Here is a 15,316-nt window from a genome sequence, read left to right as displayed (position 1 = left end):
AGCCATGAATATCAGACAATACGGTCTGTGTGTGCTGCTGGCAGTGGCCAGTAACAGCATTGCCGCTGTGCCTGAGCGCAGCATCAGTCCGGGGCACTATCTGGCCCTGGCGGCAGATTGTGCAGCCTGCCACACCGCAGAAAAAGGCACGCCTTTTGCCGGGGGACTGAAGATGGATACCCCCATCGGGGCTATTTACTCCACCAATATTACCCCGGATGCACAAACCGGCATCGGTCAATACAGCTATCAGGATTTTGCGCGGGCGCTTCGTGAGGGGAAGGCCCGGAATGGTCATTATCTGTATCCGGCGATGCCTTATACCGCGTTCAGCAAGTTTGACGACCAGCAGCTGCACGATTTGTATGCGTACTTCACACAGGAGGTTCCTGCCGTCCGGCAGGCAAACCGAAAAAGCGATATCCCCTGGCCGTTAAATATACGCTGGCCGTTGTGGGTGTGGAATATGATGTTTCATGACGATGAACGCTATCTTAACGACCCGCTGAAAAGCGCCGAGTGGAACCGGGGCGCCTGGCTGGTGATGGCTCCGGGGCACTGCGGTAGCTGCCATACGCCACGCGGTATAGCGATGCAGGAAAAAGGGCTGGACCACAATGACAGCGCCTATCTGTCCGGAGGAACCATTAACGGCTGGCATGCACCGGATCTGCGGGGCAACAACGTTCGCGGGTTGGGGAGCTGGACGCAGCAGGATATTATCAATTTCCTGAAAACAGGGCAGAACGACCGCACAATGGCATTTGGTTCCATGGCCGATGTGGTGCAGCAGAGTACGCAGCATCTTACGCCGGCGGATCTTAGTGCTATTGCGGTGTTTCTGAAGAGCCTGCCTCCCGGTAAATTCTCTTCTTCGCCAGCCAGTGAAGATTATGCCGAAGCTCAATATCCGGGGGCGGCGCTGTATCAGGATAACTGTGCCGCCTGCCACCGTAGCGATGGTCGGGGATACACTCACACCTTCCCGGCACTGGCAAGTAACCCGGCGCTGTTGGGGGATGATCCTTCGTCACTGGTTTCAATGATTTTGCACGGAGGCCGGGCTGCGGTGACAGAAAGAGCATTGACAGGTATGCGAATGCCAGGATTTGGCTGGCGGCTGACGGATCAACAGGTGGCCGAGCTGAGTAACTATGTGCGCAACAGTTGGGGAAATCAGGCCAGCGATGTGACGGCGGAGCAGGTGAAAAAATTGCGGAAAGGGGAGTAAAAGAGCAAGAAAAGGAAAAAAACGTCGTCCCTGAAAAAGGGGCGACGTTTGTCAGCGATTACGCCTGGTGTGCACCAGGTTCGCTCAGTTTCTGCAAATCTTTATCCACGAAGAACAGGGCCTGACCGCTGTTACCCACCAGTGCCAGTTTATCCAGTACAGATTTGAACAGCTTCTCTTCTTCGTGCTGCTCAGACACATACCACTGCAGGAAGTTAAAGGTGGAGTAGTCCTGGGTGGTCATGGCTGCGTGCGCCAGTTCGTTGATTTTAGCGGTGATCAACTGCTCGTGCTGATAAGCCTGCTCCAGCACTTCGTGCAGGGAGTTGAAGGTGACCGGTGGGGCTTCAATGGTGCCCAGTACCGGCATCGCGCCCGTATCGCTCAGGTAGTTGAACAGACGCTGCATGTGCTGCATCTCTTCTGTGGAGTGCTCACGCATAAACGCAGCCGCACCCTCGAAGCCTTTGTCGTTGCACCATGCGCTCATCTGCAGGTACAGGTTGGCAGAATAGAATTCCAGATTCAGTTGATCGTTCAACTGAGCGGTCATTTCATTAGTCAGCATGGTGACTCCTTTAACATTATATTTTGCGATTTATTACTCTCAATAATTCATGTTACAGGGACAGAGTGAATGTTTCTGTAACGTGAAGTATAACGAGTAAAACAGGTGATTTCTGCGCATTATGCACGCAGATTGATAAAATAAAAACCGTTTTATATAGCATAGGCTAATTTTATTGTTATCGCCTAAGAGTATGATTGGTAAGTGATAATCATTCCATGATGAATATAAACAGTTCTGCTTTTTAAATGATTATGATAACTATTCCTATTAAAATATAAATTGGATCAATATTACGGAATGAGAATTAATCCGTAATAGGTTATTTCTTATAAGGTGTTATTTTTACAGAGAATGAACTGCCTTTATCCGCCAGGGATAAAGGCAGTTATGGTTTACTGCGGCTCGGTGACCAGACGGTCGAGGATGGCCTGAGCTGTTTTAATATCGGTCACCAGTGCGTTGATCATGCCGGAACGTACGGCACCAATAATCCCGGCGGCTTTCTCTGCCGTGGCCGCCACCCCGATGCATAACGGGGTCTGACGAAGCTGGTCTGGTGATGCTGCAATCATCCGCTGTTCGCCCTCCCAGTGCAGCACTTCCCCCTGTTCGGTCACGTAGTGGCGCAGAACATCGCCCGCTGCATGGCTGAGCGCCTGCTCATCAGGGGTGGCCGTGCTGGTTTCGCTGGGGTGGGGCGCATGATGCGTCAGGCCGACGCCCACGATGGCCACGTCCAGCTTATCCCATAGCGAGGTAATTTGTTGCACGCCCGGATCGCAGAGAAATGCATCACGCAGCACCGGCGACGAGATATAGGGCGCGTGCAGGAAATGCGGCGTTCCCTCCATCTGTTCTGCGGCCTGGCGCACAAATTCGTTAATCTGAAAATGCGCTGCCGCCTGCTGCATACCGCCGTTGAGTGCCACCGTCATCACCCCCGGCAGGCGCGGCAGGCCGGATAGCGTCACTTCACGTACCGCCCGTCCCCAGCCAATGCCCACGACCGAACCACTGACCAGGTCGGCCTGCTGAAGCAGCGAGGCCAGCGGCGCATTCAGGGCACTGAGGATATTGGCAGGTGGGGACTCCACCACGGCAGCGGTTTTTAACCCCAGCCGGGCAATCAGATCCGCCGTGATCTCCTCAGGGGACGTCAGCTCAATCACCTCTATTCGCACAATCCCCGCCGCGCGCGCTTTGGTCAGCAGACGCGAGATCGTGGCGGTGGACACGCCCAGTTTTTTAGCGATATCGACCTGCGACATATCGGACTGATAGTGCAGCTTCGCCACCATATGCATCATTGCCCGCGTGGTGGCGGGATCTTGTAAAAGTGGCTCTTTCAGGGTTGTAATTCCTTTCTGCAATGTATTACACTCAGTTCATCGGTTGGAGAATTATTGCTCAACACCAGCAAAATTGCAACGTGCACAGGTGGCTGAAACCCCTGACAGGACTGGAGATTCACCGGCAACAGCCCGGCGTCGTGCACACAGGCTAAAGGTAACTTTCGGGTCGTCTACGACGGCTTTTTTACCCTGTAATCTGTATAGGAGTTCACCCTAATGTCACACATGTCCACTTCTGAACTGCGCGGTTATCAGCAAATTTGCGGCAGCAACGGCGCGATGCTGGTGATTGCCTGCGACCAGCGCGGTGCGATGCGAACGCTGTTAAGTGCCGATCCCGACCAGCAAAAAGCCATTTCCGAGCAGCAGCTCGGCGGTATCAAGGCGGATATCACCCGCTATCTCGCCAGTCAGGCTTCCTGCGTGCTGGTGGATGCCGTCTGTGCTGTACCGGATCTGGTGGATCACGGGATCATCAATCGCGATACCGCTCTGCTGATTGGCCTGGATGCGTCGGGTTTTGATACCACCCCGGAAGGCTACCGCAATTCACGCCTTGTGGAGGGCATCAGTGCCCGCCGTGTGCGCGAGCTGGGCGCTAACGGCGGTAAAATTATGGTCTATTTACGCGCCGACCGCCCGGATGCGAATCAACATAACCTCGATATTCTGCGCCACTGCATCGAAGACTTTGCCCGCGAAGATCTGCTGCTGGTGGTGGAGTTTCTTACCTATCCCCTGCCGGAAGAGACGGACGACGCGTATAAAAGCCGTGTGCCGTCACTGATCTATGAAGGCACCAAACTGTCACTGGAGCTGGGTGCCAAAGTGCTGAAGATCCCGTATCCTGGATCGGCTAAAGCTTGTGCCGATATCACCGAGCTTGCCGGGGATGTGCCCTGGGCCGTACTCTCGGCGGGAGTGGATCATACAACTTTCCTGACCCAGGTGGCGGATGCTATGAGCAACGGCGCTTCCGGTGTGATTGCCGGGCGTGCATTGTGGAAAGACTGCATCTCGCTGGACCGCCGTATCACCCGCGAAAAACTGGAAACGCTGGCCATCCCACGCCTGCGTGAAATCCAGGCGGTGATCGGCAAGTACTTCCATGCCCGTAGCACAGAGGAAAAAACCAGCCATGCCTGAGCAGCCCGTTTTGCAGCACTCTGCCCCCCGGAACCACGGTAAACGCCTGGTGATGGTGAACGGCGTACCCGCATCGGGAAAAAGCCATATCGCCACCCGTCTGTCGACGGCGACCGGTTGGCCACTGCTGACGCTGGATCAGATTAAAGAGCCGTTTATGCGTCAGATTGACGGTATTGACCGCCCGATGAACCGTAAGCTGGGCATTGCCGCTTATCAGGTGATTTGGTCGATTATTGCCGCTGCCCCGGCAGGTAACACCTTTATTGTTGATGCGTGGTTTGGCTTCCAGCCAAAAGCGGATCTGTCAGGGTTTATCGACGCGGCGGGCATTGATCGCATTGCTGAGATCTGGTGCCAGATCCCTGGTGAGATGGCAGCGCAGCGCTACAGCAGCAGGCTGGGCGCAAGGTTGCCGGGACATCCGGGAGCGGAATACGTGGCAGAACTGCAACAACTGGCTGACCGCGCCGAACCGATGCAACTCGGGCCGGTATGGGTTGCCGATCAACGCAGCGAGATCGACTTCAATGGGTTAATTCGCTGGACGCAGGAGATCGTGAATCAGGCTTAGTTAATTTATTCGCCTCTGCCAAAAATAAACAGGATTAATCCTGAATATTTACGGCGTATTAAATAAAGAGTGTTACCACTGGTGTAATTAACCAGGGCGAAGCTATGGTTATTAATCTAATTAACTGATGTTTAATAATTTATTATTAAATAAGTCATATTGATCACGTTTTTATCATTCTGCGGAAAGTATAGTGAATTAACTTGCTGAATAATGAACAGGGCGACGATGTATGTTAACCGACTGGATTAATGACAGTAACCTGAAACTGTTAACGCATACGGATAACTGGCGTAAAGCCGTTGAGATTGCATTGCAACCGATGATCGATAATGGTGCAGTACAACCCCGATACCTTAATGCTATTTATGATATGCATGAACAGATTGGTCCCTATTATGTTCTGGGTGAAGGTATTGCGATGCCCCACGCCCGGCCAGAGGAAGGGGTGAATCATACGGCACTCTCCTTATTAATTATTTCTGAGGGTGTGAACTTTGGCAGTGAAGATAATGATCCGGTGTATGTGATATTTGCACTGGCCGCTATCGATAGCCACTCGCATATTGAAATGATCGCCAGCCTGTCGCAGCTTTTTTGCCAGGACGGCGTGGTCGAACAGTTAAGGCAGGCACGGGATAAGTCAGCGGTACTGAACATTCTGCAGCAGTTCTGAACCGCCGTCAGGGCTGGGATGCCCGTCATCATACCCGCAGTCAGAGGTCGCGGACTTACAGACACTTAATTAAGGTATGCCTGATGAAAAAGTTATCTATTCTGGCCGTATGCGGTGCCGGGCTGGGCAGTAGTTTTGCCTGTGAAATGAGTATTGAAGCGGCACTGAAAGATCTGGGTGTGGATGCCGACTTATCTCACTGTGATATTTCCAGCGCGACCTCATCGCGTGCAGATATTATCATGACCGGTGAAAATTTCCGTTCGCAGTTCCAGCATTACACCATCAATTCCACCATTATTTATCTTAAGCGTCTGGTGGATAAGAACGAAATAAAACTAAAACTAGAGCCGATCCTTAAAGAGAAAGGCTATCTTATCTAATTTTTTTTAAAAATCCGATTAAATCCAAAATGGTTTACGTCGCCTTCGGCACCTTAAATCATAAATAATATCTACCCAAAATAATTCGAGCCAACACATCTGTAGTTTGAAGTATGAAGGGTATATGTGAAAGTAAACAGGGGAGTTCTATGTCTTTCCTTACCTTTATTGTCCATGATGTTCTGGGGCAGGCGTCTATCCTGATCTCTTTAATTGCCATGATTGGCCTGATTGCTTTGCGAAAAAGCCCGGGCCAGGTGATCACCGGAACATTAAAAACGTTACTGGGTTTCTTAGTGCTGCTGTCGGGTGCCAGTATTATTGTTGCCACATTAACCTTCCTCGGCGATATCTTCCAGAAAGGCTTTAATATGCGCGGTGTGGTGACCGATGTGGGTTCCATCGCCGGTATCGCCCAGCAAACCCTCGGGCGTGAAACAGCCCTGATTATGGTGGTCGCCTTTGTCGTCAATATTCTGATCGCCCGTCTGACGCGCTACAAATATATCTTCCTCACCGGGCAGGCATCGCTGTGGATGGCGACCGTCTGCTCGGTGATTGGTTATATGGGCGGGCTGCGCGGCGTGGAGCTGATCCTGCTTGGCGGGGGCATTGCCGGGGTGATGGCGGTATTGATGCCCGCGATTGCCCAGCCGATTGTGCGTAAGATCACCGGCGGTGATGATATTGCCCTCGGCCACTTCTGTACTATCGGCTATATGGTGCAGGCGGGTGTGGCAAAAGTGACCGGCGATGTCAGCAAAAGCACTGAAGATGTGGAGCTGCCGCAGGCGCTGTCCTTCCTGCAAGACACCTATCTGTCGATGATGGTGGTGATGATCCCGATCTACTTGATTCCGGCGATTGCTGCAGGCCCGGAAGTGGTGGCCGCCTCCTCTAATGGTGTGAACTATCTGGTCTATGCCTTCCTGCAATCTATCCAGTTTGTTGTCGGTGTGTATGTGCTGCTGGCGGGTGTACGCCTGCTGCTGGCAGAAATTGTTCCGGCGTTTCGCGGTATTGCGCTGCGCATCGTGCCGGATGCGGTTCCGGCACTCGACTGCCCGGTGCTGTTCCCTTATGCGCCTAACGCGGTGATCATCGGTTTTATCTCGACCACCATTGGTGCGGTGATCGGCATGTTCCTGTTCCCGTGGGTTGGGCTGGCGATGATCCTGCCGGGAATGCTGACCAACTTCTTTGCCGGGGGCACCGCCGGGATCTTTGCTAACGCCGTGGGTGGACGGCGCGGTGCGGTGATTGGTGGCGTGTTCCATGGGCTGTTTATCACGCTGCTGCCCGCGCTGTTACTGCCGCTGCTCGGCCAGTATGGCTTCCAGAACGTGACCTTTAGCGACTCGGATGTGATCGGCGTCGGACTGGTATTCGGCCATATCCTTAACTTCTTCCATTAATGAATCAGGAGGTTTTATGGACGCAATTGAGAAGATCTTACAGCAGGAACTGCCGGCTAAAGCCTGTGCTGACGCGCTGAATGAGCTGGGTAAGCAGTTTATGGCGCAGCAGGACAGCGACAGTGCCATCCAGTGCTGGGAGCAGAGCATGGCCCGCTACGGGAAACCGGGTTTTGCCCAGGCCCAGCTGATGAAGGCCTGGAATGCGAAGCGTCGCGCCTGTTCACTGGCGGGTGACGGCAAGGGCGTGGAGCTTTACTCAGAGAAAATCGACGGGTTGATGCAGCAGAGTAAGGATGCGATCCGCTACGGTTTTTGAACACGGATTCTGTTGGGCCATCAAGGGCCGGGCATGCCCGGCCCCTACGGTTATGGTGCGGTTTTGCCGCGCGGGGCATGGTGGTCCCGATTTTCGTAGGGGTCAGGCATGCCTGACCCGTATTTCAACTGACCCAAATTTGACTATCAGAAATCCATCTTCACGGTGAACTGCACTTCACGCGGATCGCCAATCTGGTTGGACAGATTGTTGGTGGCGATCGACGAGGTATAGTACGTCTTATCGAACAGGTTCTTCACGTTTACCTGCAAGGTCACCGGGTTCTGCGTTTTGATCTTATAAGACGCGAATGCATCCGCTACCGCGTAGCCCTGTAACGAGTAATCCTCGCCATTGTCACCGGAACGACGGCTCACCGCATGACCGCCGCCGCCAACGGTCAGCGTATTGCCGCCAATCACGTTGTGGAAGTCATAGGTCAGGAACAGTGAACCGGTGTGACGCGGCACGTTAGGCAACATCTTGCCCTGATAATCCGGGTCTTCCATCACCTTGGCATCGGTATAACCGTAGCTGGCAATGACGTTGACGTTCTGCGTCAGCGCACCCGCCACATCCACTTCTACCCCACGCGAACGCACTTTCCCGGCGGTTTTCGCCACGCTCTCGCCGTTAACCGTATCGGTATACAGCACGTGGCTCTTATCGATATTGAACATTGTCACGTTAGCGGTCACACCGCTGAACAGGTCAAACTTGGCACCCACTTCATAGGCGGTCGCGGTTTCCGGCGGCAGCTCACCGATGTAGCTGGCAATCGAATACTGCGGCATAAACGAACGCGAAACGTTACCGAAGAACGAGATATTCGGTGTGGCTTTATACACCAGACCAAATTTCGGCACCCACGCGCTGTCGCGGCTATCAGTATTGACGTTGAACGGGCGGCCTTTACCGGCATATTCGGTAAAGGTGGTGTAGCGCATGGCGCTGACCGCAATCCACTTATCGGTCAGGTAGAGCGAGTCCTGCACGTAGCCGGAGTAACTGACCTGCTGGATGCGCTGGTCGCTGTCGGCGGCCGATACCGTGGTGCATTTCCCGGTAGTGCCGTAGGACGGGGTGTAAATATTGAAATCTTTCACGTTCTTACAGCGGATCATATCGGTGCGCAGCAGATCGTAGTTCTCATACGACAGCCCGGTCAGGATCTCATTATAGAAACCGCCGATGACCACGTCGCCCTGGAGATCGAAACGTGCGGAGTGCTGGCGCTGGGTCGATCCCTGGGTGGCATCGACACGACGCGTCAGGTTGCCGGTGGCGGAATCATAGGCCATCACGCGTGCCTGATTATCGCTGTATTTGTCCTGGCTGAAGCTGTAATCGAACTTCGCCGTCCACTGATTATTGATGCGGTACTCGGTATTCAACTGGGCCAGATCCGACTCACCGTCGGTAATGTTATAGGCTTCATCGAAACGGGTTTCGCGATTCACATCCACCGCATGGCCGGTATCCAAATCGAAAATGGTGCCGCGGTCGAACGGGGTGCTGTAGTTACGGTGTGAGTAAGCAACGGTCACTGTGGCATCATCGCCAAACCAGGTCAGAGACGGGGCAATAAAGCTGCTGCGTTCTTTGCCGAAATTACGCCAGTAATCTTCATGCTGATAAGAACCGATCAGGCGGTAAGCAAGATTGGTGCCTTCAATCGGGCCGGTAACATCCACGCTGCCAGTGCCGCCGCCAAAGCTGGTGGAGGTGGCCTGAATCGAGCCACCGAAGGTTTTTTCCGGGCGTTTAGTTATCACATTGATCAGGCCGCCGGGATCGAGAATACCGTACAGCGTTGATGCCGGGCCTTTCAGCACTTCAACGCGATCGGTCGCAGCGTTAAAGCTGCGCGGCAGCACGGTTTTCAGGCCGTTGGTCATCACCGAACCATCACGGTTGCTACCAAAACCACGGCGTACAAACGCGTCCTGAGTGCCGCCGAGGGTGTTGGTCTGAACCACGTTACTGACGTTGTTCAGCACTTCATCCAGCGTGGTAGCGTGCTGATCCTCAATCACCCGGTCGCTGACGGTGTTCACCACCTGCGGAATATCCAGCAGCGGGGTATTGGTCAGCGTGGCGGTGGAAGAGTTCAGCGGCTGATAGCCGGAGGTCATTGGCTGGTCTGCATCGGATACTTTCGCTTCGACCGTCAGCGTGCCGCTATCATTGCTGCTGTCGGCATCGCTTTTGTTCACGTTGCTGGCTGGCGTGACTGCTGCCATCGCTACCGGCGTTGTCAGCACCCCGATAAAGAGCATTGAAAACAGTACGCGCCCTTTTTTCCCCAGAAAAGAAGGTGATAATTCAGTCATTTATTGTATTTTCCGCAAGCTTTCTCATTCCCTGTTGAATGAGAAAAGGTGTGTTGTCTTCATTGCCCGATGGGTTGCGTCACGCGCAGTCCTATCCGTTAAACCCGGTGTTCATGGCTCGGATATGTAATTGAGAATCATTCAAACACGCCGTTATGTAGTAGTAAATGTAAAAAACATCAAAAAAACAGACAGACTGATTACCGCTGAATTATCACATTCGCATTGCGGGTATTATTTTTTAATCTTTTGATAAATAGGTTAAATAATTTCATATCCAGCATCTTTTTATGGCTTTTATAACCGGGTATCGCTCTGTCAGTAAGCTGTCTATTATTTCTTGACTACTACAGGCATTCTACGCATGATCGAGAAAACGAATGAGATTTATTTTTATTTAAGGCGTACGCGCGCGCTGGCCCGGTTGCCACGCCGTTGCGGTGCAGGAGCGGTAGATGCCACAGCGGGTGGAAAAGACAGCAGGCGCACTCCCGGCGTCCGCAGAACAGGGTATTGTCCTCGACAAACTCTCTGCCGGTTATGGCAAAAAAATCATTGTTGACGGTGTCAGCCTGACCATCGAACACGGCAAAATGACCGTACTGGTCGGCGCGAACGGTTCCGGTAAATCCACATTGCTGACCACCATTGCCCGTATGCTGGCGCCTCTCGACGGCTGCGTGCGGCTCGACGGTAAAATCATCCACGATCAGCCCACCAAAGCGGTGGCACGCCAGCTGGGCATGTTGCCGCAATCGCCGCTGTTGCCGGATGGATTAACCGTATTTGAACTGGTGTCACGCGGGCGCTATCCCTGGCAAAACTTTATGCGTCAGTGGTCAACGGAAGATGAAGAAGCGGTGCACGATGCCCTGCGGATGACCGGCACGCTGGAGTTTGCCCATCTGCCTGTCGACAGTCTGTCCGGCGGCCAGCGCCAGCGCTGCTGGATTGCGATGGCGCTGGCACAGCAAACCGCCACTATCCTGCTGGACGAACCCACCACGTTCCTCGATTTGCGTTATCAGGTCGATATTCTCGAACTGCTGCATGATCTGACGCGACTGCATGGCCGTACCGTTGTCGTCGTGCTGCACGACCTGAACTTTGCCGTGAACTATGCCGATACAGTGGTATTCCTGCGACAGGGGCGCCTGGAGGGTGTGATCCGCGAAGGAGAGCACTGTACACCCGCGTTGATCAAAGCGGTGTTTGATGTCGACGTTCAGATGTCGGTAAACCCGCTGACCGGAAAACCCTTCTTTATGCCGTTCCGGGCGCCCGGTGACCGCACCGGATGAGTGATTTTGCTGCGGTGGTACGCCGTCGTCGCGCCCGTTCGGGCGTGGCACTGATCATCCTGCTGGTGGCCCTGCTGGGCTGCGCGCTGATCCATCTCGGTCTGGGGGCGCGTTATATCGGCCCCGGAACGGTATTACAGGCGCTGCTGGAATTTAACCCACGTAACTTTGACCATAAGGTGATCGTGGATCTGCGGTTGCTGCGACTGGTTGCTGCACTGATGACCGGTGCGGTGCTGGGCGTGGCCGGAATGCTGCTCCAGGCGGTGATCCGCAACCCGCTGGGCGAACCCCATATCCTCGGGCTGAATGCCGGGGCAGCACTGGCAGTCGTCATTGCGTCCGCGCTGGGCAGTCAGTGGGGCGGGCTGCTGTTGGGTCGCCCGCTGATTGCGGCTGGGGGCGCTGCCGCGTTGTTTGCGCTGGTGATGCTGCTGGCATCCGCCGGGCGTACCGGTCTGACGCCGCTGAAGGTGACCCTCTGTGGCGTGGCGGTCTCCTCTTTTGCCTCGTCAGTCACGGCGGCTATCCTGATCCTCGATGAACAAACGCTGATGGAAATACGCACCTGGCTGGCGGGCGATCTTGCCGGGCTAAGCTGGACGTTGACGCGCGCTGCTGCGCTGCCGGGTGCGGTAGGGATGGTTCTGGCACTGTGGATTGCCCCGCGTCTGAATGTGCTGGCACTGGGCGATGTGATTGCCAGCGGGCTGGGGGTGAATATTGCCCGTACCCGGCTGCTGGGGCTGATCGCCACCGCGCTGCTGTGCGGTGCGGCGGTGTCGGTGGCAGGACCCATTGGCTTTATTGGTCTGGTGGTGCCGCATATCGTGCGGCGACTGATCACCGATGATATTCGCCTGGCAATCCCGCTGTCGGCCTTGTGCGGCGCACTGTTGTTGCTGCTGGCGGATATTGCCGCCCGCACGCTGATTGCCCCTCAGGAACTGGCGACGGGCGTGATGACGGCGCTGGTCGGTGCGCCGGTATTTATCTTTATCGCGTCGAGATTTTTTAAATGAAAATGTCGCTTCAACGGGTGGGCTATCGGCGCTGGCAGTGGGGTGCCTTTAGCCTGCTGCTGCGCCCGCGTGCACTGGCCTGCGCTGCGCTGTTGGCGTTGCTGGCGCTGGCGCTGGTGATTTTTGGCGTTACCCAGGGATCGCTGCCCGTCCCTGCATCGGCCATTGGCCGGGCACTGTTCTACCCGCAACCGTTGCCGTCACAGCAGGACTACATTGTCTGGGATATTCGTCTGCCGCGCCTGCTGATGGCCGCCCTGAGTGGAGCGATGCTGGGGATGGCGGGCGCTGCGATGCAATCCATTACCCGTAACGGGCTGGCCGATCCGGGGTTGATCGGGGTGAAAGAAGGCACCAGCGCGGTGGTGTTGACGCTGATCCTGTTGTTCCCATCGCTCGGTCTGCTGTGGCGGCCGCTGGCGGGGATGGCGGGCGGGCTGCTGGTGGCATTGCTGGTGGTGGCACTGGCGCGGGATTTCTCGCGTCCCCGTTTTATTCTGATCGGCATCGGCGTTTCCTGGGCATTCTCGGCTGGGATAGGGGTATTTATGACCACCGCCGACGTGCGCGATGTGCAGACGGCGCTGGTGTGGATGGCGGGCAGCCTGCATGCCGCGACCTGGTCACTGCTGGCCGTTGCCGCCTGCTGGGCGCTGCCGGGCGCGCTGATCCTGTTTCTTACTGCCCGTGCCTCTGATGTGGCGCTGCTCGGTAATCAGGCGGCCAGCGGTCTGGGCGTGCGGCTACAGCATCTGGCGTTGATCCGCTTTGCCGCACCAGTCCTGCTGACGGCGGCCAGCGTCTCGTGCGTGGGCAGCCTGGGGTTTGTCGGGCTGATCGCCCCGCATATGGCGCGTTTTCTGCTGCGCGGCGGGCAGGTTGCGCTGCTCAGCGGCAGCGCGCTGATTGGGGCGTTGCTGGTGCTGGTCACGGACACCATCGGGCGGCTGGCCTTTGCCCCGTTGCAAATTCCGGCGGGCATTGTGATTGCCCTGGTGGGCGGGCCGTTTTTCCTGCTGTTGCTCTGGCGCCGTCGTGATGCGCTGTAATCCGGACGAGGCGTGCCTCGCCCCTACTAAAGGAACTGCTATGCGTTTTCTCTTTTCTCTGCTGCTGCTAATCGGGGCTACCGCTGCTGCTGCGGTGCCCACGCAGTCGTTTACCGACGATCTGGGTCGCACGGTGGTAGTGCCGCTGCACCCTATTCGTATCGTCTCGCTACATGATCTGGATATCACCATTCCCCTGATTGAACTGGGTGTACCGCCTGTGGCCAGCCACGGACGCACGCGCCCGGACGGCAGCCATTTTTTGCGTTCAAGCGGTCTGCTCACCGGGGTGGATTTCGATAACTCGTCCATTCAGTTTATTGGCACTGCCGATATGGATATTGAAGCGATTGCTGCGGCCAAACCGGATCTGATCATCACCGAGCCTGCCCGCAATGTGGCGGTTGAACAGCTGGAGAAAATTGCCCCGACGGTCAGTATTGACCACCTTAAAGGGGGCGCTCCGCGTATCTACAGCAAGCTGGCGCAACTGACGGGCAGCCAGGCACAGCTCGCGATTCTGGAACGCCGCTACCAGGAGCAGATCAAACAGCTTAAACACGTGGTGGATACGCAGCACATTACCGTATCGGTATTACAGGCCAACAATGGCAAGCTAACCGTGCATCACAGCTACCATTCGCTTGGGCGGGTGCTTCGCGATGCCGGTTTTCGTTTTCCTCCGTTGGTGGACGCGATCCCTGAGGGAGGAAGAGTCGATGTCAGCGCAGAAAGACTCCCTGAATTGGATGCAGATTATATTTTTGATACCTGGCGGGCTGATACCGGAGGTAAACCTGCTGATGAGATCGCCGATATGAATCGGGTCATGCCGGGATTCTGTGATTTCTTACGCGCCTGTCGCGAAGGGCATTACATTTTATTGTCACGCGACGAAGTGATCTCGAACTCTTATGCCTCGCTGGGGCTGCTGGTGGCACAGGTGCAATCGCATCTTTCCGGGCGCACGCTGCCGGAAAAAGCGGGGCAGCCATGAGTTTGTCTACCGGGCGCAGGCGTGTGGATCTGTACGGCGAGCGTTTTCGCGCACGTGCGCATCAACTCTCCCCACGGTTATATGCGGTGGCCAGCTATATCAACGAGCACCGTCATGTGGTGCTGGAGAATACGGCGATGGAGATCGCCGCTGCGACGCAGAGTTCAGATGCGACGGTAATCCGGGCCATGCAGGCGCTGGGTTTCGCCGGGTTACGTGATTTAAAGCTGACTATCGAGCGTTTCCTGGGGCCAGGGATCAACTCAGCGGAGAAGATGAATACCACGGTCAGCGCGCTGTCCTGCGATATTAATGCCAGCATTGATTTTGTGGTGGAAGGGCATCAGCGTGCTTGTGAAGCGCTAAGTGAACCGCAGAATCGTCGGGCGATGGCACAAGCCGTCGCTCTGCTGGCCGAGGCGCGACAGGTGGCGATTTTTGGGATTGGGGCTTCCGGAATTCTGGCTGACTACACGGCGCGATTATTAACGCGTATCGGTACGCCTGCGTATGCGCTGAATCGCACCGGAATTTTGCTGGCTGAACAGTTGTTAGATCTCCAACGCGGCGATGTACTGATCATGATGGGGCAGAAATCGGCGCATCGCGAAGGGCTCACCACGCTGGCCGAAGCGCGACGGCTGGGGATCCCTGCCATCTTACTGACCAATGCGCCGGACTCCCGTTTTAGCCGGGAAGCGCATACGGTGATCACCGTGCCGCGCGGTGGGGAAAACGGCAAAGTCCCTCTGCACGGTTCCGTCCTGCTATGCCTGGAGATGCTGGTCATGTCGCTGGCGTCTACTGCCCCGCAGAAAACCATGAAGTCGATGAAGCGCATTCAGGATCTGCATCGGTCGATTGGTAAATCGGGGGGGAAGAAGGGCTGATTTATCGCTGATAAACCGTCATTCGGCCTATCAGGGCTATCCGAAACGCGGACACGC

General features: G+C 55.4%; 15 protein-coding genes. 12 read left to right on the top strand and 3 right to left on the bottom strand.

Going from position 1 to position 15,316, the window contains the following annotated elements:
- Positions 1-4: 4 nt before the first annotated feature.
- Positions 5-1,231: a c-type cytochrome gene (locus tag FVB43_RS09990; RefSeq protein WP_159337374.1), complete on the top strand. Its 1,227-nt coding sequence runs from the start codon at positions 5-7 to the stop codon at positions 1,229-1,231.
- Positions 1,232-1,289: 58 nt separating this feature from the next.
- On the opposite strand, the gene ftnA is transcribed toward FVB43_RS09990, so the two are convergent.
- Together ftnA and FVB43_RS09980 are read right to left on the bottom strand one after the other, a co-directional pair.
- Positions 1,290-1,799 (bottom strand): non-heme ferritin, encoded by a 510-nt coding sequence (ftnA, locus tag FVB43_RS09985; RefSeq protein WP_133843710.1) that lies wholly within the window; start codon positions 1,797-1,799, stop codon positions 1,290-1,292.
- Between the two features lie 395 nt (positions 1,800-2,194).
- Complete coding sequence (locus tag FVB43_RS09980) at positions 2,195-3,172, bottom strand: sugar-binding transcriptional regulator (RefSeq protein WP_227535700.1); 978 nt, start codon at positions 3,170-3,172, stop codon at positions 2,195-2,197.
- A gap of 198 nt (positions 3,173-3,370) precedes the next feature.
- Here FVB43_RS09980 and FVB43_RS09975 point away from each other — a divergent pair, with 198 nt between their 5' ends.
- The 6 genes from FVB43_RS09975 to FVB43_RS09950 all read left to right on the top strand — a co-directional run bounded on the left by FVB43_RS09975 (position 3,371) and on the right by FVB43_RS09950 (position 7,667).
- Positions 3,371-4,300, top strand: coding sequence for a tagatose-bisphosphate aldolase (locus FVB43_RS09975; RefSeq protein ID WP_159337375.1), 930 nt, complete (start codon positions 3,371-3,373; stop codon positions 4,298-4,300).
- The gene (locus tag FVB43_RS09970; RefSeq protein ID WP_166653728.1) at positions 4,293-4,874 is read left to right on the top strand and encodes a P-loop nucleotide/nucleoside kinase family protein; all 582 of its coding nucleotides are present in this window, start codon (positions 4,293-4,295) and stop codon (positions 4,872-4,874) included. The genes FVB43_RS09975 and FVB43_RS09970 overlap by 8 nt, the downstream gene beginning before the upstream one ends.
- Positions 4,875-5,106: 232 nt before the next feature.
- On the top strand, positions 5,107-5,550 hold the full coding sequence (locus FVB43_RS09965) for a PTS sugar transporter subunit IIA (protein ID WP_133843704.1): 444 nt from the start codon (positions 5,107-5,109) through the stop codon (positions 5,548-5,550).
- An 83-nt stretch (positions 5,551-5,633) separates the two neighbouring features.
- A complete protein-coding gene (locus tag FVB43_RS09960) occupies positions 5,634-5,933 on the top strand; it encodes a PTS sugar transporter subunit IIB (protein ID WP_133843702.1) in 300 nt (99 codons plus the stop codon).
- Positions 5,934-6,046: 113 nt separating this feature from the next.
- Positions 6,047-7,348, top strand: coding sequence for a PTS sugar transporter subunit IIC (locus FVB43_RS09955; RefSeq protein ID WP_340139005.1), 1,302 nt, complete (start codon positions 6,047-6,049; stop codon positions 7,346-7,348).
- A gap of 16 nt (positions 7,349-7,364) precedes the next feature.
- On the top strand, positions 7,365-7,667 hold the full coding sequence (locus FVB43_RS09950; RefSeq protein ID WP_133843698.1) for a hypothetical protein: 303 nt from the start codon (positions 7,365-7,367) through the stop codon (positions 7,665-7,667).
- A gap of 146 nt (positions 7,668-7,813) precedes the next feature.
- On the opposite strand, the gene FVB43_RS09945 is transcribed toward FVB43_RS09950, so the two are convergent.
- A complete protein-coding gene (locus FVB43_RS09945; protein ID WP_133843696.1) occupies positions 7,814-10,000 on the bottom strand; it encodes a TonB-dependent siderophore receptor in 2,187 nt (728 codons plus the stop codon).
- A gap of 455 nt (positions 10,001-10,455) precedes the next feature.
- On the opposite strand from FVB43_RS09945, the gene FVB43_RS09940 reads away from it, so the two are divergent.
- From FVB43_RS09940 to FVB43_RS09920, 5 genes are read left to right on the top strand one after another with little or no spacing between them, the layout of a single operon-like run.
- Positions 10,456-11,301 (top strand): ABC transporter ATP-binding protein, encoded by an 846-nt coding sequence (locus FVB43_RS09940; protein ID WP_167863883.1) that lies wholly within the window; start codon positions 10,456-10,458, stop codon positions 11,299-11,301.
- Positions 11,298-12,323, top strand: coding sequence for a FecCD family ABC transporter permease (locus tag FVB43_RS09935; protein ID WP_159337377.1), 1,026 nt, complete (start codon positions 11,298-11,300; stop codon positions 12,321-12,323). The genes FVB43_RS09940 and FVB43_RS09935 overlap by 4 nt, the downstream gene beginning before the upstream one ends.
- Positions 12,320-13,372 (top strand): FecCD family ABC transporter permease, encoded by a 1,053-nt coding sequence (locus tag FVB43_RS09930; protein ID WP_167863882.1) that lies wholly within the window; start codon positions 12,320-12,322, stop codon positions 13,370-13,372. Before FVB43_RS09935 ends, FVB43_RS09930 begins: the two co-directional genes overlap by 4 nt.
- 40 nt (positions 13,373-13,412) lie before the next feature.
- On the top strand, positions 13,413-14,369 hold the full coding sequence (locus FVB43_RS09925) for an ABC transporter substrate-binding protein (RefSeq protein WP_167863881.1): 957 nt from the start codon (positions 13,413-13,415) through the stop codon (positions 14,367-14,369).
- Positions 14,366-15,259 (top strand): MurR/RpiR family transcriptional regulator, encoded by an 894-nt coding sequence (locus tag FVB43_RS09920; RefSeq protein ID WP_133843687.1) that lies wholly within the window; start codon positions 14,366-14,368, stop codon positions 15,257-15,259. The genes FVB43_RS09925 and FVB43_RS09920 overlap by 4 nt, the downstream gene beginning before the upstream one ends.
- Positions 15,260-15,316: the final 57 nt, after the last annotated feature.

The sequence above is a fragment of the Erwinia rhapontici genome, assembly GCF_012271765.1.
GTDB classification, from domain to species: Bacteria; Pseudomonadota; Gammaproteobacteria; order Enterobacterales; family Enterobacteriaceae; genus Erwinia; species Erwinia rhapontici.
This window is presented reverse-complemented; position numbering and strand designations above follow the sequence as displayed.